20 protein-coding genes and 2 tRNA genes are annotated in these 25,461 nt (G+C 56.7%); 9 read left to right on the forward strand and 13 right to left on the reverse strand.

Features of this window, described 5'->3' with window-relative positions; genetic code table 11:
• Positions 1 to 84: 84 nt before the first annotated feature.
• From THTE_RS06735 to THTE_RS06755, 5 genes are all read right to left on the reverse strand, one after another.
• A complete protein-coding gene (locus tag THTE_RS06735; RefSeq protein WP_095414709.1) occupies positions 85 to 1,179 on the reverse strand; it encodes a helix-turn-helix domain-containing protein in 1,095 nt (364 codons plus the stop codon).
• Between the two features lie 14 nt (positions 1,180 to 1,193).
• Positions 1,194 to 1,556, reverse strand: coding sequence for a hypothetical protein (locus THTE_RS06740; RefSeq protein ID WP_095414710.1), 363 nt, complete (start codon positions 1,554 to 1,556; stop codon positions 1,194 to 1,196).
• A 516-nt stretch (positions 1,557 to 2,072) separates the two neighbouring features.
• Complete coding sequence (locus THTE_RS06745) at positions 2,073 to 2,330, reverse strand: hypothetical protein (RefSeq protein ID WP_095414711.1); 258 nt, start codon at positions 2,328 to 2,330, stop codon at positions 2,073 to 2,075.
• A gap of 36 nt (positions 2,331 to 2,366) precedes the next feature.
• Entirely contained in the window at positions 2,367 to 2,654 is a 288-nt protein-coding gene (locus tag THTE_RS06750; protein ID WP_095414712.1) for a hypothetical protein, read from the reverse strand.
• Positions 2,655 to 2,726: 72 nt separating this feature from the next.
• Positions 2,727 to 3,005, reverse strand: coding sequence for a hypothetical protein (locus tag THTE_RS06755; RefSeq protein ID WP_095414713.1), 279 nt, complete (start codon positions 3,003 to 3,005; stop codon positions 2,727 to 2,729).
• 752 nt (positions 3,006 to 3,757) lie between these two features.
• On the opposite strand from THTE_RS06755, the gene THTE_RS06760 reads away from it, so the two are divergent.
• From THTE_RS06760 to THTE_RS06780, 5 genes are all read left to right on the forward strand, one after another.
• The gene (locus tag THTE_RS06760) at positions 3,758 to 4,564 is read left to right on the forward strand and encodes a hypothetical protein (RefSeq protein WP_095414714.1); all 807 of its coding nucleotides are present in this window, start codon (positions 3,758 to 3,760) and stop codon (positions 4,562 to 4,564) included.
• A gap of 96 nt (positions 4,565 to 4,660) precedes the next feature.
• A complete protein-coding gene (locus tag THTE_RS06765; RefSeq protein ID WP_095414715.1) occupies positions 4,661 to 5,332 on the forward strand; it encodes a hypothetical protein in 672 nt (223 codons plus the stop codon).
• Positions 5,333 to 5,346: 14 nt separating this feature from the next.
• Entirely contained in the window at positions 5,347 to 6,699 is a 1,353-nt protein-coding gene (locus THTE_RS06770) for an FHA domain-containing protein (protein WP_095414716.1), read from the forward strand.
• A 41-nt stretch (positions 6,700 to 6,740) separates the two neighbouring features.
• Positions 6,741 to 7,358 (forward strand): sigma-70 family RNA polymerase sigma factor, encoded by a 618-nt coding sequence (locus THTE_RS06775; RefSeq protein ID WP_095414717.1) that lies wholly within the window; start codon positions 6,741 to 6,743, stop codon positions 7,356 to 7,358.
• Between the two features lie 21 nt (positions 7,359 to 7,379).
• Positions 7,380 to 7,607, forward strand: a complete 228-nt coding sequence (locus tag THTE_RS06780) for a hypothetical protein (RefSeq protein WP_095414718.1) — start codon at positions 7,380 to 7,382, stop codon at positions 7,605 to 7,607.
• Positions 7,608 to 8,088: 481 nt separating this feature from the next.
• Here THTE_RS06780 and THTE_RS06790 read toward each other — a convergent pair whose 3' ends face one another.
• The 4 genes from THTE_RS06790 to THTE_RS18195 all read right to left on the reverse strand — a co-directional run bounded on the left by THTE_RS06790 (position 8,089) and on the right by THTE_RS18195 (position 13,894).
• Positions 8,089 to 10,722 carry a glycoside hydrolase family protein gene (locus tag THTE_RS06790; protein WP_095414720.1) on the reverse strand — a complete coding sequence of 878 codons (2,634 nt, stop codon included), beginning with the start codon at positions 10,720 to 10,722 and terminating at the stop codon, positions 8,089 to 8,091.
• 358 nt (positions 10,723 to 11,080) lie between these two features.
• On the reverse strand, positions 11,081 to 12,829 hold the full coding sequence (locus tag THTE_RS06795; protein ID WP_168175803.1) for a glycoside hydrolase family 20 zincin-like fold domain-containing protein: 1,749 nt from the start codon (positions 12,827 to 12,829) through the stop codon (positions 11,081 to 11,083).
• 463 nt (positions 12,830 to 13,292) lie between these two features.
• On the reverse strand, positions 13,293 to 13,646 hold the full coding sequence (locus THTE_RS06800; protein ID WP_095414722.1) for a transposase: 354 nt from the start codon (positions 13,644 to 13,646) through the stop codon (positions 13,293 to 13,295).
• Positions 13,647 to 13,744: 98 nt separating this feature from the next.
• Positions 13,745 to 13,894, reverse strand: coding sequence for a hypothetical protein (locus THTE_RS18195; protein ID WP_168175804.1), 150 nt, complete (start codon positions 13,892 to 13,894; stop codon positions 13,745 to 13,747).
• 819 nt (positions 13,895 to 14,713) lie between these two features.
• Between THTE_RS18195 and THTE_RS06805 the strand changes: the two genes are divergently transcribed.
• Positions 14,714 to 15,130: a hypothetical protein gene (locus tag THTE_RS06805; RefSeq protein ID WP_095414723.1), complete on the forward strand. Its 417-nt coding sequence runs from the start codon at positions 14,714 to 14,716 to the stop codon at positions 15,128 to 15,130.
• Between the two features lie 194 nt (positions 15,131 to 15,324).
• On the opposite strand, the gene THTE_RS06810 is transcribed toward THTE_RS06805, so the two are convergent.
• Positions 15,325 to 15,397, reverse strand: a tRNA-Ala gene (locus THTE_RS06810).
• Between the two features lie 140 nt (positions 15,398 to 15,537).
• Positions 15,538 to 15,611 (reverse strand) — tRNA-Ile (locus THTE_RS06815).
• A 494-nt stretch (positions 15,612 to 16,105) separates the two neighbouring features.
• On the opposite strand from THTE_RS06815, the gene THTE_RS06820 reads away from it, so the two are divergent.
• Positions 16,106 to 18,016 carry a redoxin domain-containing protein gene (locus THTE_RS06820; protein ID WP_095414724.1) on the forward strand — a complete coding sequence of 637 codons (1,911 nt, stop codon included), beginning with the start codon at positions 16,106 to 16,108 and terminating at the stop codon, positions 18,014 to 18,016.
• 134 nt (positions 18,017 to 18,150) lie between these two features.
• A complete protein-coding gene (locus THTE_RS06825; protein WP_095414725.1) occupies positions 18,151 to 19,137 on the forward strand; it encodes a hypothetical protein in 987 nt (328 codons plus the stop codon).
• A 71-nt stretch (positions 19,138 to 19,208) separates the two neighbouring features.
• Here THTE_RS06825 and THTE_RS06830 read toward each other — a convergent pair whose 3' ends face one another.
• Positions 19,209 to 19,964, reverse strand: coding sequence for an SDR family NAD(P)-dependent oxidoreductase (locus THTE_RS06830; protein WP_095414726.1), 756 nt, complete (start codon positions 19,962 to 19,964; stop codon positions 19,209 to 19,211).
• A 78-nt stretch (positions 19,965 to 20,042) separates the two neighbouring features.
• The gene (locus THTE_RS06835; protein WP_095414727.1) at positions 20,043 to 20,840 is read right to left on the reverse strand and encodes a Nif3-like dinuclear metal center hexameric protein; all 798 of its coding nucleotides are present in this window, start codon (positions 20,838 to 20,840) and stop codon (positions 20,043 to 20,045) included.
• Positions 20,841 to 21,715: 875 nt separating this feature from the next.
• On the opposite strand from THTE_RS06835, the gene secA reads away from it, so the two are divergent.
• Positions 21,716 to 25,417: a preprotein translocase subunit SecA gene (gene secA, locus THTE_RS06840; RefSeq protein WP_095414728.1), complete on the forward strand. Its 3,702-nt coding sequence runs from the start codon at positions 21,716 to 21,718 to the stop codon at positions 25,415 to 25,417.
• The last annotated feature ends 44 nt before the right edge of the window (positions 25,418 to 25,461 follow it).

Here is a 25,461-nt window from a genome sequence, read left to right on the forward strand (position 1 = left end):
ACGCATATAGTTAGTATCCGGCGACAATTTGTTTTCTAGGCCGCCAGCCGAGGCTAGCGGCCACCAAAGGGGGCAGAATACCACTCAGGAACTGGCAATTCTCAGCGTGAAACTCAATCGCTCCTCATTTGTCACCGCGATCTTCACATCACCGCGGCAGGTGACCCGCAGATTCGCGAACTCGCCCGACGCGGCTGCGGCTTCTTCACCAAGTAACACTTCCGGATCGGAGAGCGTATAAAGGAGCCGATCGCGGGCCACTACCGCCGCCACAAAGTCGCCGTCATCCGCCAGCGACGGCAGCTCGGCGAGTAAAATTCGCAAGCCCATAAACCGGCCATTAGCCAGCTCAATGGCCGCGGCACTGCCCGCGGAAACTGACTCACGTAGAGTGTGATAACGACTCGGACTTACCACGAATAACGCCCGCGGCTGGCCGTCCGTCAACGTCGTAAATACCCCGGCTCTCGATTCCTGTGCCAGTGCGTTTGCCACGGCCGCATAGGTGAACTCTGCGATCTGGGCTTGCGGTAGTGACTGAAGCTCGGAATCAAAGAGTAAGTCATAAGCTCGGGCTAAAGCACTGCCCAACAGTGCCGCCACAAAGCTTTGGGAAGCCTCTGACTCCGGCGGCCAGAACGCGTGCGATACGAGGAGCGGCCCAGCCATGATGCGGCGTGGGCTGATCTCTAGGCGTGCTAGTGCCCAGTGAGTCACGCCTGCCTGTTGTTCCTGCAGCGTAACCGTGTGAAGCGGCCCACTTGTCGGATCCGTGGCCGTAATCCGGCACAGGTCAGCAGGCCCAGTCAGGATAGCCTGCATGCCCATGCCCGGCTCGAGTTGAACCTCACGGCCAAAGCGAAAAGGAATAGATAATCTCACGCCGTCATAAAACGCTTCGTACACCGCACTTACTCGGCCGCCTTCAAAATCGGGCTGGAGCTTATTAAGGAGTGGAATTTGGACCCGCCGCAGAGCAAATGGGTTGCCGTCGGCAATAGTGAGAGCGATACCGAGGCGTGCGGCTACCCTTCTCAATTTCTCCGGCGACAATTCCGCTTCGCCATTGAGGAAGCGAGATAAATGGGATACATGGATACCACAGTCCTCAGCGAGTTGACTGAGCTTCAGTCCGCGTTTCTCAATCGATTGCTTAATCTGACCGCGAATGTTTGTCATTTGCGCCCTCCTTTCTATTTATTGAGCCGTCTCGCTCGCGCTCGTTTAACGGATTCTGACTCCACTCGCTTCTGGAACAAAACCAACTCGGGATCTACTGGTAGTGTGGCCGCTGCCTTTTCAAGCTCTTCTTCCGCATCCTGTGCGGCCACAATCTTCTCCAATTGGATGATGGCCTTATTCAATGTCGCTAACGCAGAAATTAGTGGATGCAACCGCTTAACAGGCCCCGAGTTTCGCTGCACGGTGAGTAACAAACCTGACTGTCTGATTTCCTCAAGAGCATCACCCCAAAGGTGGCGTAACTGCCGGAGTCGGCTCTTGGCATCAGCCACTGATGAGTTGGAATTCTTCTCATCGCACACTTCAGCACTCATGAGCACCTCCATTTTTTCTGCGGTGCGTTTCCAAGCCGGGCGGACTAGAACAGAACATGAGCGGATGCTTGCGGAAGAGCGTGGTTTTAGACCGCCCCATTGTGTCAGTCGCCTTACAGTTCGAATGCCCCTAATCATCTCGCTTCTAATTGTACCACGCCATGCAACCAATACAAGCGGTAGAGGCAAGATTTTTTCCCCCGGTGCAATACATCCCCACCGGGTGGTGGGTTCTATCTGTGCTCTAATCTGGAGAACGCGAATTTTGGCCCTATTTTGGCCCCTCTTGGCTTCATGACTCGGAAGCCTTGCAGGCAGCCAATCGGCCCTTATAGGCCAAATGTCGCGATGTTTTTTTCGCCAACTCGCGTTGCAAAATATGCTCATCGGACGCAGCACCCGAAAAACAGGACTTGGTAGAGCATCGCAGCTTAGCAGCGTGCACATTTCCGCCCCACTTGGCTGCTAACGTCCGGAGGCGGGGATCCGTCCCCGCACACCGGCCGCCGTGATCCGTCACGCGATCAGTTCCATCGCGATCTTCTTCACATCAGCGGGCAGCTCCTCTAGCTCATAGCCTTCCGCAAGAAGCCAACCCGCTGCCTGTTCGGCGTCAATGAGCTTGCCGCACGCGGGGCGGCCGGGAGAGAGAATCTCCAGCCAGTAATTGCCCTTCCTGCTCTTGTGAAGCCGCTCCGTCCCATCCTTAGAGTTCCAACTGGCGACGCTCTGGCTCGCATCAAGAGCCGCATAACTGTGCACGTCGAAATACATGAGCAAGCCTCCTCTAACTGGAACACCACTCACCCATCACCCCCGCGATGCCGCGGGCCACGGGGGGAGTACGTCACGCACCAATAACTTGGCTCCAGCCCAATATCGCCGGATCGCGTGATAACAGCCCATCAGGTTGGGTTGCGGCTCAACCGCGGTATCCTTCATCCCGTAGGGCGTCGTCGCCATGACGTGCCAGCCATCGGGCTGGCGAACCGCCCCGAGTACAACAACATGGCCGTCGATTACCAGATAGGCTAAGGAGAGAAAGGCCGGATCACTTCCGGAGTCTCTCGGTGTGCTTTGCTGGAGTCCGCTTTCCATGTTTACCCTCCCACTTCCTGAAGCTCGCACGCATCCGCAACCTTTTCATGCTCATCCCCGGGCCTTCCATCATCACACCTTAGCCGCAGCCGGTGCTGTTCGGCTCTGCCGCTTGTCCAGGCTCGTGGCGGGAGCGGCTTCCTGTTCCGCGGTCTCAACGTAATCGAGGGAGTATTGAACCCGTGCACAGTGGAGCCTGACTGTCCGTCCGCGGCGTTCAAACAGGGCACACCAGCTCCCGCAACTAATCTCGTCACTGGAGAACGGGCAAACCTTCTGGAGCCACTCGCCTTGCGGGTGCTCACCGTCGCTGCCCCACAGGCAGCCGAAGCGATCTAGCTTAAAACGCATAACTGGGCCTCCTTTGCATCAGCCAAACAAACGTGCACGTGGCCCGTCGGCGTCCGCTCGCCGACACAGTACTTTGGCCAAGTGCACACCCCTGTGCACACCCAGAGGATATGGTGCAGTCGCAAGTTATTTCCTAGAAATAACTTATGACAAGTGTTTCGAATTCCGCCGCCTCCACTGGATTGTTCCGCGAACAGAAGTTAGCACTGGAATAGGACTGCCCAATTTCGCTTGCGGGAAGCAGTTCTGACGCACTTCTCTCTGCCTTGTCTGTCTTTCGGGTCTTGTCAAAATTGCCAGGCCGATTTTTACGCCATTAATTGCTGAATTCTTCGACATTATTTGCTTGATGGCGCGGGAGGATCTTCCGTGGGTGACTAGCAGTCGATTGCCTCGGTGGGGGTTTCATAAACCTTTAGTGGGGTGCAAATAATCTTTGAGCGCCACTCGTGTGGCCTAAGTGTTCCAGTGCCCCAGTACCTCGGCAGGTATTCGCTTCTCATGGGCCCTCGCGAAAAGCAGGGATGCAGTCAAACATCGAGGAATAGTTTGTCCGTTTTCGCCATGGTGAAATCAACTTGCAATAACGTGTCAAGAAGGGTATTTGGAAATATTCAGAAAATTCTTTCCAAGATTTGGGTCGGTCATTCGTCAATTAGGATAGGCGGAGGACGAACGAAGGGTCAGCAAGGATGGCGAAGAGGGTTCTGGCGATGTCGAATTGTTTTGTAAGAAGAAGAGGAGTGTGAGCCATGTTGCAGCTCAAAACACCGTGGTGGATTGTTGCGGGAGTGGGAATTCTGGTGGTGGGAAGTTTGGGCGTTGCCACAACGTGGAGTTATATCAAGACTGGGTGGCGGAAAGTGGGGCAAAGCATCCGGGACGCCACTCCTATTGCGTTTGACCTCGAACGCCTGAACGGCGAATTGAAGGACCTCGAACCCGAGATCCGGCGAAACATGCAGGTGGTGGCCCAACTGGAAGTGGAGACTGAAAATCTTGAGCAAGACATTGCACGGATGGAACAGGAACAGGCTCAGGCCTTTGCCGAGATGAAAAAGTTGCGAGAGGCGCTGGGCCAGGGAAAATCCGAATACCAGTTCGCCGGACAGGTGTATAAACGGAGCGAGGTGGAGGCAGACCTTGCCCGGCGTATGGACAACTATCAGATACGCCAGGCTGATTTGGAGGCGAAAAAACAACTTCTGGCGGAGCGACAGCGTCACCTGGAGAATGCCAAGAAAAAGGTGGACGCCTATCGTCAGCAATACGACCAGCTCAAGCTCAAAGCCGAATCGCTGGCAGGCCAGTTGAAGGCGCTGGAGGCGACCCAGGCCGTGGGAACTGTGGCCATCGATCAATCCCGGCTGGGACGGGCGAAGGAACTCGCGAAGGAGATCGAGACGCGGATTCGGGTGGCCCAGCGGATGCTTGAGCACGAACAGAATCCGCAGGGTGAGATCCCTGTGGAAGTGGATGACCGGCCGGTCACCGAGCGGTTCGACGCGATGTTTGGAGATCAAGCCGACAAGCCCGCGGATGTCAACCAGGGCACGTGAAACCTCACGTGCGACGCTCCAGAGGGCGGCAGGGATCGACAGGGGCGGTCCCTGTCGCCCGATTTTCCGGAATAAAACAACTTTGGGAGAAACGCCATGGCCAGCGGCAAGGTTGTTTTGTTCGTCCTCTGTTTGTGTTGGCCGATTGTTTTGGCCGGAGTTTTGATCGGTGGTGAGATTTCGGTCGAAGTACCGGACAAGGACGAGCAAAGTGTATCGCGTTCTGCGCAGGAGGAAGAGTCTTCCCAGGTGGAGGGGCGACGGCTGGTGATCGTCACCGGACGGTGTCCGGGGGTGACGCAGGCAGACGCCGAAAGTGAAGCAGAGCGGGTAGCAACCGAGAAGCGCATCGAAATCGTCCGTCAAATGGCGCGGGAGCTTGCGGGGGCCGATCTGTCCTCCTCTGCAGTCGTGACGGAGTGGGCCTGGCTCACATCTCAGCCGGGCGTGACTCAAAAGGTCAAGAAGACTTCCGACGTCAGGGACTATGGCTGGATTGCGGAGCAGGAAATCACAGTGACGATCCCCTATTCCGTGCTCAGCGAATGGTCGGTCCGATTGAAGGCTTATCGAGCGTGGTACTGGCAAAAGCGCGTGGCGGCGTCAGTTGCAACGATTGCCAGCGCGGTTCTCGCGGTGGTTGCCATGGTGGGGCTGGACCGGATGACGCGGGGCTATTATCGCGGATTGGTTGTCACGGTGGTCTTACTGGTCCTGGCTTGTGTGGTCTCGGCGATCTGGATTAGCGCTCTTTGGCTTTTTGGTTGATGGGGTGAATGGCGATGGGCTGGCTCGATCCACTGGAATGCAAGGCTGCCCGCGACTGCCTGCGGCAGGGCCAACTGGAAGAGGCCGCGCGTGTGCTGCTGACATCAAAAAACCGGGAGCATCGCGCGGTTCGGCGGTTGTTGGTGGAAGTGGGAAGAAATCTTGTGGCTCGGGCTACTCGAGAGGCTGAGGCAGACCAGTGGGAGCTTGTCGCGAAAACGCTTGAAATCGCCAGCCAGTGCATCACCTTGGAGGGCGAAGCCTTGGCATTGCAGAACCGCGCTCTCCGGGCATTGGCCGAAAAAAAACGCCAGGAGGAACGGCAGCTTGAGGAACAAGTGAAAATCCGCGAGCAGGTGAGTGAGGCCAGACGGCTCGCGTCCAGTGGAGAGTTCACCTTGGCATTGGAGCTACTCGCCAGATGGGAGACGCAGGGTGGGCGAGAAGTAACGGCAGCGATTGAGGAAATCCGGCTTAGCGAACGGCGGTTCGGGACGGCGGTCCGGGCTTGCGAGGAGGCCATCGAGCGGGGGGACGAAGGGTTGGCCCGGCATCACTGGAACACGCTTCGTCAGATCGCGCCTGAGGCACCCCAGGTCAAGCGACTTGCCGGGGAACTCGCCCGTTTGGCCGCTCGAGGGAGTCGCTCGGCAGGGGACCGGGGCAGGCCAGTACGGGGTCGCTCGGAGAAGTTGCTGATGGAAGGAGTGGGCATAATTCTGCTGGGCGAGGAAGTCGTCCTCGGTTCGGCTCGGGAGGAAGTTCATTTGCCCATTTTGGGACGCATTCATCGGCGTCATGCGGTGCTGCTGCGGGACCGGCAGGGCTGGCAACTCGTGGCATGTCGTGATAAATACGGGGAACCTTGTCTTGTCAAAGTTGATGGTCACCAAGTGAGCGACGTGTGCCGGCTGGCGGATGGCAACGTGGTGCAACTGGGAGAAGACAAGTGTCGCTGGCGGTTTCGGTTGCCCGTCAGCGGTTCGCTGACTGCCCTGTGGGAAGCACTGCCCGATTCCACAGGGAGCGTAGTGGTTCCGAGCACCGGTGAAACCCTGAAGCGAGCCGTTTTTTTAGTGGACGAACTTTCGGTTCGCCCCTCTGCACCGGCCCATATTGTGCGTGAGGACCTTCCCTGTCGGGGACTCATCTTGCGATGGGAAAAGGAAGGCTTACACTGGGATGTCGAGGGTGGCTCGGCCTGGGCCGAGATCCCAGGGGTGACGTGGACCTCCAGCGATCGGTACGTTTATTTGCCCAGCCGATTGATTATCGAGGCCCAGTGGGATGAGGCGGAGCGATTGGGACGGATGATAGCCGAACCGCGACAAACTGAGCATGTGACGTTGGTCTTTCGCCAATGTTAATTGCGACGACGAGCAAGAGCTGTTCTTTGGGGAGGTGATGGGTGACTGACGGGGCTGAAGTCCTCAACGTATTCATGCGCTGTCGACCAGGGCTGGAGCGATTCGCCAGGACAGCCTTTCCCCGCCTGGCGCACGACGTGGATGACCTGCTTCAGGAGATTTGGCTGGAGCTCCAGACAAAGGTCGTGTCGTCGGATTTTCAGGCGCCGAGAAACTGCGAGACTTGGTTGAGAATGCTTGTCCGCAGTCGAGCCATTGATCGACTGCGGTCCATGGAACGGCAGGTTTTTCTCAGTCTGACGAACACGAGGGGGGATGCTTCCAAGAGCCGTGAGAGAGTGGAACTGGAGGACAACGGACCGTCACCAGCCACCCATGCCGTGGAACAGGAACGGCGTCGCCGGCAGGGGCTTCTCCTCAGTGATGTGCTGGTGGAGTTCTGTCGCTGGTGTGAAGAGAGACCCCAGCGCTTGGCGATCAAGGAGGCGTACGAACGGTCCTTGCATGGTCAAAGTCCTGCCCAGATTGCCGCGGCCATGGGAGTGCCACCGGCGAGTGTTCATCAGTGGCTTCACCAGGCCCGGGAATGGGTACGGCAGCGAGTCGCGGAACGAGATGTTGAACGCTCCGTTTTTCTCACCTTGTATGCAGGGCAGTAGGTTTTGGGTGAAAAGTCGGCCATGCAAAGAAGCGAAAGTAAAACGCCAGAATTAAAGACCCTGGGCGACGTGGTACGGTGGGTTGTTGCAGAGCTGGGCGCGATGTGTCCCGGCCCGGAACGGCTGGCGGCCTACTTTGCCAATCCGGATGACGCCAATTTGCGCGACGTCCGCTACCACGTGGAAGAGGTTCGCTGTCCAATTTGCCGGACGGAACGAGAGGCAATCCAACGCGCGACTTCTGATTGATGGCTCTGCTGCACGTGTCCGCCCGGCATTGATCTGATGCTTGAGAAATGATGTGGCCGCTGCCCGCAGATGCCGCGTTGACCAGCGCGATTCCCCGCTGGTTGCAGGAGCATACCCCGGAGCAACGGTAGCCGAGGAAATCGCGGCGGTCATCTTGGATAAGCCGATTGTCACGGCCAAGCAACCACTGAAGATCTTTGTTGATGGGGGTGTCCGGAGCTATCCGGAACCCGTCGTCTGTCAATGTAAGGGCGAAGCTGTTTTGACAGGGTGCTCCATGCGTTGGAGTGGCGAATGTTTGCATTCGGCCTTGGGAGGTGTCGCGCGAAAAAACTTCTAACTAATGACGAATCTGATCAAGTTAACGGAACGGTATCGAGAGTTGAAATATTCGTGAGGGTGAAAGGGCGTTTCTATTCGTGGCTAATACAGGGCATGGGTAGTTCTCCACCCAGGCGCTGCAATTATGAGACCGCATGAGCTACCAGCGGATACGTCCCAAAAGAATACTGCCGTCTGCACCCTTGGGGTGCGGTTTTGTCTCGGCAGGCAAGGGCCAGGGGTATTCTCCAACGGTAACCCATGATTCTTCCGCGTTGATACTCGCCGCACCGAAGTTTCCAAGCATGGCCCCACGCTCTGGAAGGACAACCTGTTCCGTTTGCCTCATGACGCACAGTGCCACCCGATTCACCTCCGCAATGAACAGTGGCGCACGGTGTCGCGGAATATGATCGTTCATCGCTCCACGACGGGTGTAGACGAGATAGAGCCTGTCGCCGTGCGTCAGCCAGTGCTGTTGGGTGTTGTAGCTGCCAAGCTCGGTTCCGTCATCAAACATCCAGGGACGAATGGGCTCCCAATGCAGTCCATCTTTACTGCGGGTCACATAACCACGGGAATCACTCCGGAGCGTCAGGTAATACTCACCTTCGCACTTGACGAGGGACGGCTCCGCCAGGCCTCGTTCTTCATTGAGATGTAGCTCGTCGCCATGCTCGATGTAAGAAAGCTTCTGCCCATCAAATTGGCATCGCAACACTGTGACCGCAAACGGGACATCAACACTTGGGGCAAAATAAATGGGCAACAAGAGCCGACCGTTGTCTTCCACCAGCCACTGCGAACAAGCGTTTCGCGCCAAGTTGAATTTTCCATCCTCCGGCAGTTCGAGAAACTGCCATCCCGACCAGGTGTCTTTCACCGGGTCGTAGACAGCATACGCCGTTTGCGAGAACTTAGGACGATCGTGAAGTTGCTCTCCTGCCTTGCTGTAATAAACATAACAACCAATGGCCAACACTTTACCTGTCTGAGGATGATAGCCGGGTGTCACATCAGCCACGGCTAGCATGCTCCCGTCCGGTTGAGGGATCCAATCCAGCTCCGGTATCTGTGTCGGACCGCGCCATGTTTCCCCAAGATCTTCCGAGACCATATAGTACAGGCCTGAATAGTAATCGGAGACCCGGAGGTGCTTTTGCAGGGTGAGAACAACCTTTGGTTTGCCATCGTGGCCCAGCCCGGGAATGGCCACCGGCCGGGGATGAAACCAGAGATAATCGGGCGTCAACTCCTGATGGATAACCTCCTGCCTAATTTTCAGTCGTTTGTGAGGACTATCCGTTTTTTCAGATTCGCGCTGGCTTTGCCCGGCCATTGCAGAATCGTCGCCGACAGCTAAGACCTGCGACAACACATCGCGGAATAGTTCGTCAGTCATCGGAGCGACCCAGCAGTAATCATCGCGATAGCCTTCCTTCCAGCACTCGTCCGTGGGGATGTAGCCCGGCGCCCCATCTCCAAAGCCCGCCATGACAACAAAGGACCCCGGCCGCAACGCTTGTGCCATCAATTGATAGCCGACAAAGCTCTCCGCGGGCAGAACTCCGAAAAACGCCTGTCCGTTGTTGAAATCGAGACATGGTACCTCGATCGGTCGACCAGCCGCCACGCGCTCCCGCCAGCTTAGCCCCAGAGCGGCCGAAATCCGTCGCCACCGGGTTTCTTTACTGTCTGCCAGGATGGCTCGCATACGATCGAGGGCAAAATCTCCTTCGTCTCGTGGGGGCAGAAAAAGCGGGGCGTATCGACAAACCACAGACTCCAGCGGGTAACGTTGGGTATCGTTCCATGCCCGCACCATTGCCTGATATAATCGGTCTGCGAGTATGGGCCGATTGGCGGGGTCACCTGTGTTGTACTTCCCTGCCGTGACGTCCCCCGCACACCCCGTGAAATAGATCTGCATTACCCGCGGATCGTCTTTTTGCCGCCGTGCCCGCGCGATCCCCGGAAAGTCTGCCGATACCTGCCCCTTGCCGTAATAACTCATCGGATGGACGGCGTAACAACTCCACGCCACAATCGGCTCGTCGCCATCCCAGAGACTCAGTGTCTTTAACCAGGGGTCGATCTCTCCTTCCGGATAGTCTCCATAAGTCGCGCCGCTTGCGCTACTTCGGCCCCAGTGAATTCGGCCATCGGGCATCACGATTTTTCGATTAGAAGCGATCCTCTCGACCTGGGCTTGACCGATCCCCAGATGTGTCACTCGTCGCGCTTTCTTGAGTGACTCTTTCAAAGCCGCCGTCACCCGGTTGACTGCCTCTTCAAAAAACTTTGGGTCGCAATGCCATCCCTTTAGTCCATACTGGTCCAGTAACTCCTGTGCGCGGAGATCAAAAATCGGCGCATCGTGTTGATGCACACAGGCCAGCAGTACGCGTTGACGGGTTGTCCCGGCGGCCGAGGCCAGGGCTTCTCGAAAGCGAATATCCGCCTCGTTATTGCACTGGCACCAATCCAGAGCAACCACCACAATGGGAAAGGTCTCTCTTTTCCCCGCAGGAATCGGCTCCAATCGATCGGTTCCCGGAACAATCACCCCAACTGGCCGCAAAACAAAACCTTTGGCGTACAAAGGATCGAGGATTTCCTTCGCATCTGAAACCCCGCCACCCATGCAAGCATGACCGACAGGAATCGTGATGTCGGCCTCAAAGCAACTGACCTCCCAGGCGAGGGGCAGGGCTTGAGCGAGGCCCGTTGCCGAGGATATCCCAAGAACGAATGTTGCGATGACAATGATCCAAAGACTTTTCTGGCTATTCATAACCCGCTCGCCCTACGTTCCATTGACCAAGTGCAATGCCTCCACAACGGCAAAAAACACGACAGGACCGACAGAATATCGCATCATCCTACAAGAAAAGCAAACGCCTCTTGTTGTGAACTTTGCCCCACATTTTACTTCTTGTGAACCAGCGGCTTAAGAGGCGTCGTCAGGATGCCCATCGAGCGGGTGGACATGGGCCATCGCACGTGTTGGATGACTCGATACCACAATGGCACCGCCATTTGCCACAGGTTCCAGGACCAATGCGAACGCGTTTCCCGCGGGTGGGGGACAACTCACGACTGGCTCCCATAATCCTGGGATGAGGGATAATCCGATTTCCTCGCGAGACCATTTAACGTTGGATCGGCTCCAATGTCGTCTCAAGGGACGGCAGATTGCAAATTGGAAGTCTTCGTAACTCGGCAAGCCAGTGATCAAACGGGATCCGGAGCAAGTCACTATCAGGCTCCTCCCAGGCCAGGACTGCTGCCTGGGCCACGGATGGCAAGCTCACGTCCAGCGAATCCCATGTGGTCGCCAATACACCCAGCAAATCCAGCTCTTTCGCCTGATTGACCAGACTGATGGTGTTTCTGCGACTCTTCCAGGGACACACAACGACACGAAATCCCTTCTTTTGGAAATACCGTGGGATTGGCCAGTCACCAACGACATCATAGTTCCAGGCGGCGATAATGACGTCGCGAGGTAGCTTCTCCAGCGCAAGGTGCGTGTTGTATGGAGGAATGCTTCCTGCCGGACCAGCACCTCCTACCTCGGGATCTCCCCTACGGACGAGCATATCATGCCACATAAGGACCTGGATCTTCCGATCCGCGAAGTATTGGTGAAGCTTCAACAGATGCTCGGCGGCCAACTCGTGAGGTTGTTTCTCCGGCGGTAAATCCAGCTTTACAGCACCCAGATGCCCCCAGGCTTCATCCATTCCAATATGAAAATACCGCACGTCCCCAAAAAGTTCCAGCAGTTCTTCGTAACGATCGAACAAATGGGAGTAGACCTCAGGATTGGCCAGCCGAAATGACCAGCCGTCAGCTTCAAACAAAGAGCGATATTGTGGAAAACGATCCAACACCACGTGTTCGCCGGACCGGCTCCGCATCCCACTGGCATGACCCCAGGAATTGAGCATCGGAACCATGTCCAAATGGAGGGCTTGCCCCAAGCGAATCAGTGGCCGTATCTGTTCCGGGGAATAGGCATGCGTATAGGCTATTTCGGGGTGGCGACTCGACTTCAGTGACGCCCAGGGTTCTATCACGACCGTATTGCATTTGAATCGGGCTGCCCACAAGATTGCCTGGCGAATGGCAGCAAGCTCCGTGTTGGGAAAAATACACAGGTGAACCCCACGAAAACGGAGCTGTGGCCAATCACAGATGCATACTCCGGGAAGCCACATTCCCGCTGAAGACCCCATCTTGCCCCCCAGTCCCTCATTGTTTCCCTGGCAATTCGCCTCCGAATTCGTCGAGGTCTCGATGTGTTCCCCAGCAGTTGACTCTTTCTCCTTGGACACCGCCTGCATCAATTGCAGAAGGGTTAAGCACCCATACCAACAACCCTGCGGTGTGGCTGCCAACACTGTGGCTTTCTCCCGAGAGACCGTGAGAATGTATCCTTCCTCAGGATTGCGCGGGGGTGGCCATTTCACCCACGGCGAAAGCTCCCTAACCTGCTGTGTCCCCTCTGCCGAATCACTCATTACCAACTCGATCACACCATCTTCAAGCTCGTCGTGCTTGGATGGAACTTCAAGTTCCTCACATTCCGTCTCGCCATTCTTCGGCGTAACCTTGGCCTCAGCGGATTGGGCTGTCACGACAACAATGTTAGGCCGCAGACCATAAAGTCGCCTCATTTCCTCGCACAGGACTCGACCAACCTGGGCTAACTCAGCCGAAGTGACCCGAATCGTGGGAAAAGGTCCTATTTGCAGCTTATCGTCGGTCCATCGAATCTGTTTTGGTGCTGGTGTGAGGAGAACCCCTCCAGGGGGCATTGTTCCGTCTTCTGCCCGAGATGATGGTGCCACAATCAGGCACACAAGAAGAATCATCCACCGCGCGTTCGCCATCATGAGCCCTTCCTGATTAAAAGGAATCATACGATTGGCATCATTCGTAGGGGTGTACAACTCGACACGTCATCCCTTGAGCCACCCTTCGTCCCACAGAGTGACCAGACGTCCTTGCCAAGGCCCATTGTTCTTGTGCCACAGCGGCCTTCGGTGACACGGACCTGATCAAAAGCATTATTCTCACAAAAAAAAGACAGCGCGGACAACCCAAAGAGCCTATCGGAAGCGATCTGTCTCTTTTTCCGAAACGAATAAACCACAAACGGATGATCGGACTCGAATCAAATTCCGTAAGTGACGCTACAGATAATACTTCCGACAGGTCCGGCCACTCTGGTGGCACACAATCCGGCACACTTGGCAGGCAATCACGATGCAACAGCCCGCGGGAGAGTACCGACTCGGTCGCATCCTCGGGTAAAAATGAAGGTTATGAAAGTGGACCCTTATATCCCGTCACGTCTCAGTTTTCGGGTAGAGATACTCCAGTTTGATGCGAGCATCCGCGGTGGTGAATTGCCAGGCAATCCCGGTTTGGCTGGCGTTCCGCCGACTGGCCCAGGCAATGCAGCGCGCTTGCACGGCCTCCTGTGAATCGGCCGGGCTCGGTAAACCCCTGGCGGGTAAGAACGCTCAGCTCCACTTCCGCCACGTTCAGCCAACTGCCGTGTTTCGGCGTGTAAACAAACTCAAGGCGGCGAACGTACTGACGAGCCCGCTCCGCTGGGAACACCTCGTAAAACACCCCATTCGTGTGCGTGTTCAGGTTGTCACAGATCAGCGTGATCCGCTCACAGTCCGCGTAACGCCCGGCCAAAAGCGCCGACGCCTCCCACGCTTAGTCGCTCTTGGTCCTAAAAACTGACGAACCTTTTCCACCGTCTGCGGCCGGCAGCCGAACGCTTCGGCAATGCGTTAGTCTGTCCAAGCCGGACCGTTCGCGTCCGCCTTCAGCAGAATCTGAGCGCGACGGACCTTACGGCTCGTTGCCTGCAGCTTGCGAATGACTTCCTGACATTTCTGACGTTCCTCCTCGGTCAGCCGGACAATATACTTCTTTCGCACGGCAACCCTCCTTGGCGAAACGGAACGGAAACGACCACCGATCCTATCCCATCCCACCCACCCAACAGACTCCCAGAATTTTCCTGTGACGGAAGACTAGTGACGCCACGTGGCCAAGCGACACCGGGCACGACAAGCGTGCCCCTCCGAATCATTTTTCGGAAGGACCCGCTTGTCGGGTCCGTTTATCAACGTTCGATGATGAATTGCCTTTCAGCGGGGACTGAAGTCCCGCGCTGAAAGCGGGGCTGAAACCTCGCACTCCATGGAGTGCGGCGATTCATCGCCGCTTTTCGGTGAAGGCTTTAGCCTTCACCACCGTGCCCTCGGCCTGGATGGAACCAGGGTGACCGGCCGGGCGGCACCCGATCCTGTAATCCACACAATGGAGGGACCCGCTCGTCGGGTCCGCTCTTGCAGGTTCGATTATCCATTTCATCTCACCGGGCACGACAGGCGTGCCCCTCCGATCCTTTTTCGGACGGACCTGCTTGTCAGGTCCCTTTTTTCGAGATGGATGGTCTGTTCCATTTCATCGTGCACGGCAAGGGTTCACGGGTAGGTTCAATTCATGCTCATCAATTGAACGTCGCATTCGGTAGGGACAATTCATGAATCGCCCCTAGCAGCGTTACACACATTGCGAAAACACATTGGCCCGGGCAATTCATGAATTGTTCCCTACGACACGTTGGGCCTTTTCGCCCTCACAGCTCCAAACGAAAACTAAGGATCAGTCAGACGGATGCCGGCTGCTTGGAGATACCTTGGCAAGTGAAGTGACGGCTGTCGCACTGTGGCGTAGAAAGGGAGCATCCTATGGCAAGTGTAGCAAAAGACGGCAAGGGCTGGCGTATCCAATTTGTGGCGCCGGATGACAATCGAAAAACGCTCTGCCTTGGCCGTGTGGCCAAAAAGACGGCGGAGAGTATCCGCGTCCACGTGGGGGCGTTGTGGCGGCCTGCATCAGCGGCTTACGGTACAGACAGCCACTGCCACTTCGCTGAATACCATCGGTCTGGCCCTCCAGAAGAAACTTGCCAAGGTGGTGCTGGAGTCCTGGCCCAGGTTGTGGCACAACCTGCGGGCAAGCTGCGAAAGCGACCTGGCCCAGGCCTTCCCGCTGGCCGTAATCACCAAGTGGCTGGGAAACTCCCCCTCCATCGCGTTACGGCGTTATTTGGACCCCGCGGATGCAGCATATGCCCAGGCTCTCAACTGGATGCCGCCCCATGAAAGTGGGCAAATGAACACCGGAAGTGTTCAAACGAACAGTCGCACGGAATCCGGTGCGCGGGTGGCAGAAAAAGCAGTGCAGAACATTCCCGCACTGGTTGACAAGATAGTGAAAAGCGAATCACAAAACCTGTTCAATCGCCACGTTATGCAACTCGGTGCGCGTCGTAATTTATTGCTGCAAACTAACTTAATGGAGATGATCGGACTCGAACCGACGACCTCCTGCTTGCAAAGCAGGCGCTCTCCCAACTGAGCTACATCCCCACGCTACCCCAACATGAAATGAGCCAACAAGGACCACGTGTAAGCCCCTGTCAGCTTTTTGACGCTCGGCTGATTTTTTTAGTTAGTCAATTGAACACCACAAGAGATTTCGAAGCGGCACGCCACACACAGCGCCGCAGTGCGCGCACCTGGACTCGAACCAGGGACCTCGTCCTTATCAGGGACGCGCTCTAACCAACTGAGCTATGCGCGCGTTTTTCTTCACAATAATTAACTAACGAAGCACCTACTCCAAAAACCAAGCTACCCCCGGGCAATCACGCCAATTCTGAGTTTTCCGGACAGGTTCGTCAACATTATCCCAGCCTATCAAATTGGGGTTGGCAACCCTTCGGAAAAAGTTTTCTCCGTCTTCGCTGCTCGGTTGAGTCTTTCACCGCTTATCATCAGAGGCGTCCGGCGGCCTCTGATCCCGGATGCGTGATCCACATCCTCTCCTTCGCGTTTCGCGAGCCTCAAACACGTCGGTCGCGTGCATTTCATTTTCCTATTGTAGCCTTGGCCGGGAGTGTGTAAAGTCCGGGATAGGCCTTGCCAGTCCGGCCCCCCGGCATGGCCGAGATGCTTGGGAAACTTGGATCAAACGCGGGGTTGAGCGGTTCCCTAGAACACGACCGATCTACAAGCCAGAGGTTCCCGTAAACATACGGCTTGGGTGAGAGATACCGATCCGCAAGGAGGTACACAATGACTCTGCGGCAGCGTCCGTTGATGCTTTCGAGTCTCACTCTCGCTTTGATGGGAGTTTTGTCCGGGTCTGCCCGGCTCGAGTCGGCCCCTCCCACCGTGGAACAGACACTGCAACTTAAACCGATACAGCCAGGAGTGGAGATCGATACCCCCACGAAAGAGGAAATGGCGCAATGTACCGTCGCTGCGGAGAAGATTGGGAAAGATGTGGGCTGGGTTGTCAAAGACGGTCGTGGCTATGTTCTCCGGCGGTTCCTGGACACAAATGGTGATAATCGGGTGGATACCTGGTGCTATTTCCACAACGGGCTGGAGGTGTATCGGGATATCGACTCCAACGGGGATGGCAAAGTCGATCAGCATCGGTGGCTGACCACGGCGGGAACCCGTTGGGCGATTGATAGCAACCAGGACGGGGTCATCGATCGTTGGCAACAGTTATCCCCGGAAGAGCTTGCGGAGGAAGCTGTTCGGTCTCTGGTCACCAACAACCCGGGAAGGTTTCAATCTCTGTTGCTGACCTCGAGCGAACTTGCTGGACTCGGTCTGAGTGCGGAAACCGAATCCGAGATCAAGAAGCTGCTTGCCCAGGCGGGGGCTCAGTTCGCGGCAGCGGCCACGAAGGCGTCTTCGCTGGGGGCCGTTAAGTGGGTTCAATTCAGCGGACATCGGCCGGGTGTCGTACCGGCCAGTGCCGATGGACCGAAGACCGATCTGGTCGTTTATGAAAATGCCCTCGCTTTTGCCGAGACGGACAAGGGCACGGTGCAATTTCTGTTAGGGACGGTGATTCAGGTAGGGTCCACCTGGAAACTGGTCACCGCTCCGCAGCTCATTGAGGATCAGGCGGTGCTGGCTTCTGCCGCCAATCTCTTTTTCCGTCCGCCTGCCGTGGTGCCTTCCCAGTCCGAGGCGACCGCTGGGGTTACTGAAGAGATGCAGAAACTGCTCGATGAGCTGGAAAAACTGGAGGCCGCCGCAAAAGAAGCACAAACCCTGGAACAGCAGGCGGCCCTCAACGCCAAGCGTGCTGATATTCTGGAGGCGTTGGAAGCACAGAGCGAGCGTCCCGAGGACAAGGCGATGTGGATTCGTCAGTTGGCTGACTTTGTGTCGGCGTCTGTCCAAGCGGGGACGTATCCACAGGGGGCGGAGCGCCTGGCCGCTCTTTATGCCCGGCTCAGTAAGGATCTCGCCAGGCGGGAGCTTGCCGCTTACGTGCGGTTCCGCCAATTGACAGCCGAGTACTCGCTGGCTCTTCAGGCCCCCGGGGCGAGCTACGACGCTCTGCAGAAGAAATGGGCGGAGAACCTTCAAGAATTCTTGAAACAATATCCTGATGCGCCTGACGCAGCGAGTGCTCTGATGCAGTTGGCCATCGGAAGAGAGTATCTGGATGACGTGGAAGGGGCGAAATCGCTGTATCAAGAAGTTGTGAAGCGGTTTCCCAACGCGCCGGAGGCACCAAAGGCTCAGGGGGCGCTGCGGCGCCTGAGCTCGGAAGGTCAGGTCCTCGAATTCCGAGGGAAAGACCCGCAAGGTGGTACTGTCGATCTGGCTGCGTATCGTGGAAAGGTGGTGTTGCTCCACTACTGGGCAAGCTGGTGTGAGCCGTGCAAGACCGACATGGCCATTCTGAAGGACCTGATCACACGCTACGGTGGCAAATTGGCAATTGTGGGGGTCAACGTGGATACCCGACTGGAAGACATGCAGGCCTACCTGGCGGAAGCCCGATTGAGTTGGCCGCAGATTTACGAACCGGGGGGATTGGAAAGCCGTCCGGCTGTCGAGCTTGGAGTCGTCACATTGCCGCTCATGATCCTCTTGGATGATCAGGGACGGGTCGTCAATCGGAATGTCACCGCGGCCGAGCTGGAACGGGAACTCAAGCGGGTCATTAAGTAGTGTTTCCGCGCGTTGGTCGCCGATCGACAAGCACGCACGTCCGCGCTGGCCGAAACTGCCGAGCAGGATAAAATGCGGTAAGTCAGAGAAAACGCAGCGGACGAACATGTGATCTTCTGCCTGGAGAATAGAGAATGCGACGGGATCCGTATTGGGCGGCCGTTGGTCTTTGCGTACTGTGCAGCATATTTTGGAACGACCTGACGCCGAATAGGGCAGGGGAGCGAGGGACCACGCCGCCGGTGGTTCAACTCGTTTCTGGCAATGGCCCAGCCACATTTTCGGCTGTCGGAGCTGAGGCACCCGAGCCATCGGATCTGGCCGAAGCTGGGTCGTTTCCAGGCGCGAGACGTGCCGGGCCGGAGAGTCTTCGCGAGCGTCTGTGGGCTCGGCGTGAGGCACTTCGCGAGTGGAGAGATCGTTCGCGGGAAACAATGCGGAACGATTCTCAGAGGTCGTCTGCGCCGGTGGGAGAGCGTGGGGCGGAGTTGCGAAAGCGGCTGGAAGACATTGTTCAGCAATTGCGGCAGCGAATCGCAGGGAGTTCCCCTGCACCTCGTGCAGAGGGCCTGGGAATGCCGGAAGAACGTTTTCCGCCGACTTTCCAAGCTGCACCTGGTGCCGGAAAGTCAGACGCCCCGCAGACTGCGAAGCCAGACCCGTCAAATCAATCCGCCCCCATGGGACCGGAATTGGTGATACCGGGCACCGCACCGGTCATTCAGTCGGCGCGTTTGGCCGATGGCTCTGGTCCATCGAAACCAGAACAGTCGGCGGCTGGTTCACAAATCCCCGACAAACCGGTTGCTGCTCAACCGACGGGGCAAGTCAAACAGTCGGAACCGGCTGCGATGGCCAATTCGGAAGAGAAAGCCGAGTCCAGGTCAGCTCCGCAAAGTGGCTTAGGGGGTTGGTTTACCGGGATGTCGCAACTCTTTGGTAAGCCCACCCTATCTTCGACCGGCAATGGTAAAGTCAACCCGGGATCATCGGACCAAAAGCGACAGGCAGAGCGAGAGAATCGGCGAGAGTCGTCTGCGGCCAGACCCCTGGAAAAAAGAAGTCTTGCTGACATCAGGCGGCAGATTCTCACACAGCAGCAGGGCGGTCGGGAGAAATAATTCTCCAGGAGCAGCGGGTTGTGTATCTGGCGTGTTCTCTCCTCAAGACTCAGAAGCAGGCTCCTTTTGGCTCAACTCAGGAGGCGCCCGCCCTCAACAGGAAGTGAAATGCCTGTGACGTAATCGTTATCGATGAGGAACAATACTGCTGCGGCCACGTGTTCTGGGCGACCCTCACGTTTCAAAAGCGTGCTCTTAATCGCCTCAATCCGTTCGTGCTCAGCGAGATTTTCCGGCATCATCACCGGACCTGGCAGGATGCAATTGACGCGAACGGCAGGATTTCGGTGAGCCAGCTCCACGGCGAGGGTTCTGGTCAGGGTGGGAATGCAGCCTTTGGATAGGAAATAAGCGGCATAATTGAGGTAAGGGCGCTTAACGGCCCAGTCACCGATTGTGATAATCACGCCTCCCTCTCGCTGGTTGATCATGGCCAGTCCGGCCCGGTAACAGCACCAGAACGTCCCCATCGCGTTGACCTGGAAGTGTCGTATCACGTCGTCGGCTTTGAGGGATTCAAGAGGAGTGGGAATCCAAATGGCGGCCGCCGTCACGAGGACATCGATTCGTCCAAAGCGGTCCAGTATTTGATCAAACATCCTGTCCACGGAAGAAGTATCCGCGAGGTCCGCCTGGAATAATTCCGTGGTGATCCCCGCGGCTGCGCATTCGTCGCGGAATGCCTCCGCGTCCCGGCGGGACTCCCGGTAGTGGAGCGCCAGCGCATAACCGCGCTCGGCCAGCGCCCGGGCTACCACCTGGCCCACGCGTTTTTTACCGGCCCCAGTCACCACTGCGACGCGGGAATTGCGGGGAAAACTTTCCATGGACTGGCCTCCTTCGTTTGTTGGCTTCTCCTGCACTTGGCCCGGATCCTGTGCGCAACCTCTCAGGCTGAAAGATTTTCAAATCCACCGGATCGGGTCACATTCAGCCTGTGATGCCCATATCTCGACTTGCGGAAAGCGCTCTTGGAGGAGATGGGCCAGGTGTTCCACGCCCAGCCTTTCACTTTGATAATGACCGATCATGCACAACCCAATTTGAAGGAATTCGGCCTCCACACAAGTATGAAAACGGGTTTCACCCAGTACAAAGGCCTGACAGCCGGCCTGGTGCGCATCCCTGAGGAGTTCACCAGCCGCTCCGCAACCGATGGCCACCCGTTCTACGGGAAGGCGTGGCGTGCCCGCTACGGAAATGTGCTTCAAACCGAAGACGGTCTTCACATACTGGGCAAATTCCAAAAATGGTCGCGGTTCGGGAAGAATTCCTAGACGCCCTGTCCCCAGGGAAGGCTCCGCGGGCAACGGTCGAAGAGGCCGAATGTCTGTGAGCTTCAACCGCTCCGCCAAAAGTTGATTTATGCCCTGTGCGGCAGAATCGAACGAGGTATGAGGTGAAAATACCGCAATCTTTTGAGCGGCCAGTTGCCACAGTATCCAGCCTGACAATGTTTCTGTGGTGATAGCCTTCAAAGGTGTGAAAGGCACCGGGTGGTGACTAATCACCAGGTCAGCCCCTTTCTCGATTGCTTCAGCCACCGTTCTTGGCGAAAGCGTGAGGCACGTCATGAGCCGACCGACGGCTCGCGCGGGGTCGCCCAGCAGCAGGCCGGTGTTGTCCCAGCTTTCTGCAAGGTCGGGCGGACAGATCTCCCGGCAGGCACTGCAGAGGTCTGCGACGGTCGGTTGAGGGGTCATAAGGCGGCTCCGTCAGGAAAACCGTAATGCACATGCGGTATTTTTCGTTTAATAAGAGATACGATTTTCGTCCTATTATGTTCCCTCCGGAAGTATGGGGGCAGATGGACCTAAGGCTGATTCCTGCGTCGCCGCGTGGAAGAATTATCGTCCATTCAGCGGGTAGGCGGGAAGGCTGGGATGGCTATCGGCGCGCCAGACGGCTCGGTCGCACCAGCTAGATTTCCATTATTGGTCCGATTTTTGTGCGATGAGCCTGGCAGGTGGTCCAGGGGGCATATTGATTTGTGGAAGCTGCCGCTGTCTGGGGGCGAACGAGGGGGCAAAACCCTGTCCTCGCCGTGTTTTCGCCAATAAGGGACGCCGATCGCGGCAAGGTTTGGAGGTGGAGGACATTCAGTCCGGAGGCACGCTGCTGTCTCGTGTTTAGCCCGCCGTGGGGGCGATTCATGGATTGCCCCGGCAAGACGTTGGACCTGTTACTTTTCCCGGATGTTAACGAAAAATCGGGGCAAGTCCGTTGGAAAAACGTGTTGACGCCCAGCCGTGTTGGTGCTAAGTTGCGAATTCGTGTGAAGTTGTGATGCAAAGTGCCGTTTTTCGGACACGGTTGGCAGATCATCTTCACAACAGGGCGTGACGAAAAGCCTACAATAAAAGTAGGATTTGGCGGATTTTTATCTTAGGGAGCTTTTTGGCGCGGCTTTTGCATCAGCCTGCCAGACTGCGCGAAATCTCTGCCTTGTGATACAATCGGGGCGCGGACCGTGCCTGTTGGTCAGAGGACGCGTAGCCGGCGCAGGTTCGTCTGGAAAGCCTGACCCGGAACGAGTACTTCAAGCAAGCAACCAAAGAAAGAATTTCCGTATAAAGCCATGGAACTTCTCGAACGACTGTGGGATTTTGCGACGGATACGTTTGTGGTGATTGGCCAGGCCGTGGACAGGACGCTCACGTCCCTGTTCGGCTCGGCCAATGCCCGCTATTTGCGGAAACTCCAACCCAAGGTTCAGGCCATCAATGACCTGGAACCTCGTTATCAGAAAATGACCGATGCGGAACTCCGCGAGCAGACGGACAAGTTCCGCAAACGTCTGGAAGCCGGCGAGACTCTGGACGACCTTCTCATCGAGGCCTTCGCGGTCTGTCGGGAGGCATCGCGACGGGTTTTGGGGATGCGGCATTTTGATGTGCAATTGATGGGAGGGATGGTCCTTCACGCCGGGGCCATTGCAGAGATGGTGACTGGTGAAGGGAAGACCCTTGTGGCAACGCTCCCGGCCTATCTCAATGCACTGGAAGGGAAGGGGGTCCATGTCGTCACCGTCAATGACTACCTCGCTCGCCGCGACATGGAATGGATGGGCCCACTGTACATGTTCCTCGGGTTGACTGTCGGCGCCATCCAGCACGACATGGGAGCGGTGGAGCGTCAGAAAGCGTACAGTTGCGACATCACGTATGGAACCAACAACGAGTTCGGTTTCGACTACCTCCGCGATAACATGCGGCTGGCCGCTAAAGGCGACCCTCGCTATCCGCCGGAGTATCAGCAGGTTCAAAGGCGGCTCCACTACGCCATTATCGACGAGGTGGATAATATCCTCATCGACGAAGCGCGAACCCCGCTCATTATCTCGGGTCCTGCCCACGATGATATTTCGCGATACAAGCGGGCGGATCAGATTGCCCGGCAGCTCATTCGAGATGTGCACTTTGTGGTCAATGAAAAGGATCATACCTGCCACCTGACGGAGGAAGGCATCCGCAAGGCGGAGGAACTGGCGGGGGTTGAAAGCTTTTACACGGCCGGCAATCTGGAATGGCCTCACCTCATCGATAACGCTCTGAAAGCCCACCATCTCTACAAGCGCGACGTCCACTACGTCGTGGAAAACAACCAGGTCATCATTGTCGATGAGTTCACCGGTCGCTTGATGTATGGGCGGCAGTGGAGCGACGGTCTGCATCAGGCGGTGGAGGCCAAGGAAGGTGTTCCCATCAAGGAAGAAACCCAAACGCTGGCCACCATCACCATCCAGAATTTCTTCCGCCTGTATGACAAAATCTGCGGAATGACGGGAACGGCCATGACGGAGGCCAACGAATTCTGGAAGATCTACAAGCTGGAAGTGGTGGCCATTCCCACGAACAAGCCGCTCCGCCGCATCAATTACCCGGACGTCATCTACCGCACCGCCCGGGAAAAATACAAAGCGATTGTCGACGAAATCGAACGCATGCACAAATGGGATACGGTTTGGTATTCCCGCTACGAATACGAAGTGGGACAGATTTTAGAGGAGGGCGAGGAGGAAATTGTCTTCCGCACCAAAGAAGGCGAGCGGAAGGTCATCCCTCGTTCCAAGATTCATAACATCGAAAAGAAGGGGCGGCCCATTTTGGTGGGGACGGTCTCGGTCGAGAAGAGCGAAATGCTCTCGGAGATGCTCACAAGGCGGGGAATTCCGCACCAGGTCCTCAACGCCAAACACCACGCGCGGGAAGCGGAAATCATTGCCCAGGCCGGACGAAAAGGAGCGGTCACGATCGCCACCAACATGGCTGGTCGTGGAACCGACATCATATTGGGTGGCAATCCCGAGGCCAAAGCCTGGTCCATTCTTCAGCACAAGTACCGCAGTCGTTTGGACGTGCCGCGCGAAGAGTGGGAAGCGCTTGTTAAGGAAATCGAAGAAAAGGAGCAAATGAAGGCCGAGGGGCGAGAGGTAGCTCGGCTGGGCGGCCTTCATGTGATCGGTACCGAGCGGCACGAGTCGCGGCGGATTGACAATCAGCTTCGCGGACGTGCGGGCCGTCAGGGAGATCCAGGGAGCAGCCGATTCTTCCTGTCCCTGGAAGACGATCTGATGCGCATTTTCGCGGGCGATTGGGTGAAAAACATTCTCACCCGACTTGGCATGGAAGAGGGGCAGGCCATCGAAAGCCCAATGGTGACGCGCCGTATCGAAGCCGCCCAGAAAAAAGTGGAGGAACGGAATTTTGAAATCCGCAAGAACCTGCTCGAATACGATCAGGTGATGGACGAGCAGCGGAAACGAGTGTACGGCTATCGACAGAAGATCCTGGAAGGGGCGGATTGCCGGTTGCTCATCCGCGAAATGATTCGGGAGCAGATCGAAAAAAATCTGAACACCTTCCTGGACAAGAATTACGGGGCAGAGACGTTCGCCCAATGGATCAGCAAACAACTTTCAGTGGAATTCCGGGCACGGGAGTTCCGGGGGATGGATTTTCCCACCGCAGAAGCCTATGCCCGAGACCACGCCGAGCGAATGGCCGAAAGCCAGATTTTCGACCTGATCGAGGAAAACCTGCCTGAGGAAGCCGAGGAAAGCGACTGGAACTGGGAAGCCTTGACCAAATCGGTGAACACCCGGTGGCGTCTCAATCTTAAAGAGCGGGATTTGCGGCGGATTCCCCGCGACCAGCTTTCCGAATTCCTCATCGAAAAGGCCCAGGAGTCGATTCGCACCGTTGATTTAAGCGAGGGAGCCAAATTCCTCGATCCTGACTTCGGACTCAAGTCGGCGATTAACTGGGTCCGCAGCAAGTTTGGGATCGAGCTTACCCTCGAGGACCTCCGCGATCGGGAACCGGCGGCCGTCAAGGATTATGTCTATGAAGCGGCCCTCAAAGCCTATCGTCAGAAGGAAATCGAACTGCCGCTAAGGGTGGGGCTGAGCCGATTCGTGACACAAGACGCCCTGGGACGAAGAACGTACGATCGGGAAACGCTGGCGCGATGGGCGAAGGCACGCTTTGGTCTGGAATTGACCGAGGAAGACCTGCGGCAGCGATCGTGGGAAGAAATTTCCGCCCTTTTGTGGGAAGCCAGTGAGCGTGACTATGAAAGGACGGAGACCCTTCGCGCCGAAGGCGAATCCTTGCTTGCGAGTCTGTTCGAAGGGAGTGGCGAGGATGCAAGGGCGAAATGCCCGCGCAACCATCCCCGGCTTGTGGAATTCTGCCGCTGGGTTCATGAACACCTGGGGATGGAACTGACTCCTGACGAAGTCAGCCGCATGGAACGTCGCGATCTGGAATGGAAATTCCGCGACGCCTTCAACGATCGCTATTCTCCCGAAATGCGGCAATTGGAGCGATTCCTCGTGCTTTACACGCTGGATAGCGCCTGGAAGGACCACCTGTTGGTCATGGATCACCTGCGGAGTGCTGTGAGCCTGCGGGGCTACGCTCAGGTGGATCCCAAGGTGGAATACAAGCGCGAGGGAATGCGGCAATTTGAACTGATGTGGGAGTCGGTGGCCCGTCGCGTGACGGACCTCATCTACCGCATGGAACAACTGGATGACCGGTTCGTGCGCTCGCTGTGGCGGGAGACGCGGGCGGTTCACGACAGCACCACATCGAGTTCAGCCATCCAGGAAACGATGAAGGAGCAGCAGGAAACCATTGATTCCACACAACAGACGGGAGGCAAACGCCAGCCCATCCGCAAAACAGGCCCGGATGTGGGTCGAAATGATCCTTGCCCATGTGGTAGTGGCAAGAAATATAAACACTGCTGCATGCGGAACCGCGGCGCTGCCTGAGAATATGCCCACGTGCGGTGATGATCGGGGCACCAGTCGCGGCT

This window comes from Thermogutta terrifontis (assembly GCF_002277955.1).
Lineage (GTDB): Bacteria > Planctomycetota > Planctomycetia > Pirellulales > Thermoguttaceae > Thermogutta > Thermogutta terrifontis.